Below are 1234 nucleotides of genomic sequence, written 5' to 3'. Positions count from 1 at the left end.
TGAATCGCCCCGGGTTCACTAGACATCTCCAAGCCGTACATTATGGCAATCACGGAGGTGTGTATGAGTGGCAAGCGGTATACGGAAGAGTTCAAGGCCGAAGCGGCCCGACAGGTCATTGACCACGGGCGTCCCGCCCGGGAAGTGGCGGACCGGCTCGGGGTGAGCGTGCACTCGATGTACGAATGGGTGCGCATGCATCGCAAGGCACCGCAGGAACGTCACGACGACGCCGCGCTGGCGGTCGAGAACCGGCGACTGCAGGCGGAACTGCGACGGGTCACCGAGGAGCGCGACATCCTAAAAAAGGCCGCGGCGTACTTTGCCAAGGGATAAGGGCGAAGTACGCGTTCATGCAGGCACACCTGGATCAGTTCCGCGTCATCAGCATGAGTCGGGTGCTGGGGGTGCAACGCAGCGGGTTCTATGCCTGGCTGCGCCGGCCCCACAGCGATCGCCATCGCGAGGACCAGCGCCTGCTGGGCCTGGTCAAGCAGGCGTGGCTGGAGAGCGGCACGGTCTACGGCTACCGCAAGATCACCGACGACCTTCGGGACCTGGGCGAGCGCTGCGGCAAGCATCGCGTGGCGCGGCTGATGAAGGGCGAAGGCCTGCGGGCGCAGGTGGGCTATGGCCGGCGACCGCGTCCGCGTGGCGGACAGGTCTCGACGGTAGCACCGAACCGGTTGGATCGCCGGTTCGACGTGCCCGCCCCGAACACGCACTGGGTCACCGACATCACCTACATCCGCACGCACGAGGGCTGGCTGTACCTGGCGGTGGTCCTGGACCTGTACTCGCGACAAGTCGTGGGCTGGGCGATGCAGGCTCGGATGCAGGCCGACCTGGTGCTGCAGGCTTTGTTGTCGGCGGTGTGGCGACGCAAGCCGGCTCCGGGACTGATGCTGCACTCGGATCAAGGCAGCCAGTTCACGGGGGCCGAGTGGCAGGCGTTCCTGAAGGCCCATGGCCTTGTCTGCAGCATGAGCCGGCGCGGCAACTGCCATGACAACGCAGTGGCCGAGAGCTTCTTCCAGTTGCTTAAGCGCGAGCGGATCAAGCGCAAGATCTATCTGACCCGGACCGCGGCACGCAGCGACGTGTTCGACTACATCGAGATGTTCTACAACCCCAAGCGCCGACACGGCTCCAATGGAGGCGTCTCTCCGGTAGAGTTCGAACGGCAAGCGGGACTTTCAGGCTCGTAGGTGTCTATGAAACCCGGGGCGATTCA

Annotated in this window: 1 protein-coding gene; it reads left to right on the top strand. The window is 64.6% G+C overall.

Going from position 1 to position 1234, the window contains the following annotated elements:
• The first annotated feature begins 63 nt into the window (after positions 1-63).
• A protein-coding gene (locus FKV25_RS07725) for an IS3 family transposase (RefSeq protein ID WP_425462618.1) occupies positions 64-1208 on the top strand; the annotation gives its coding sequence in 2 pieces (ribosomal slippage) (positions 64-301 and positions 301-1208; 1146 coding nt in all).
• Positions 1209-1234 lie beyond the last annotated feature (26 nt).

The sequence above is a fragment of the Marilutibacter aestuarii genome, assembly GCF_006546775.1.
Classification (GTDB): Bacteria; Pseudomonadota; Gammaproteobacteria; order Xanthomonadales; family Xanthomonadaceae; genus Marilutibacter; species Marilutibacter aestuarii.
This window is presented reverse-complemented; position numbering and strand designations above follow the sequence as displayed.